Source organism: Sphingobacterium bovisgrunnientis, assembly GCF_009829085.1.
Lineage (GTDB): Bacteria > Bacteroidota > Bacteroidia > Sphingobacteriales > Sphingobacteriaceae > Sphingobacterium > Sphingobacterium bovisgrunnientis.
On the sequence record NZ_WUQY01000161.1, the window covers coordinates 1 to 417 of the forward strand.

The 417-nt window shown below is 36.7% G+C and carries 1 protein-coding gene; it reads right to left on the reverse strand.

From position 1 onward, the window contains the following. Positions 1–191: 191 nt before the first annotated feature. Positions 192–417, reverse strand: a 226-nt coding sequence (locus GOQ16_RS18540; protein WP_192922546.1) for an uL14 family ribosomal protein, incomplete at its 5' end; no start/stop codon positions are given.

A 417-nucleotide genomic window follows, 5' to 3' on the forward strand; every position in this document is an offset into this window, starting at 1 on the left:
GGAGACTGCTATTCCTCAAGGGATTTCTATTGAAATAAACTTGGCACTTTACGAGCTTGATTGGTCATAAGATTCGACTATATTATGGTTGTCCGTGTATGAATTCTTCGATTGGTGGTAGTAAAAGGTCTAATTTGTGTTTGTGCATTGTACATGTAAAGAATAATTAATGTAGCGTGTAACTGATTGATTCATAATGCTCCGGAAGCTGATGAAACTATTTTAGTAAAATGGAATTGTCTCAATTCCCGGCGGATCGCACCAAAAATTCTAGTTCCTTTTGGATTTCCTTCTTGATCAATCACAACTGCAGCATTGTCATCATATCGTATTATCATACCGCTGTCACGTTTAAGTTCTTTACAGGTACGAACAATTACAGCTCTGACTACTTCTGATTTTTCTAGGGGCATATTT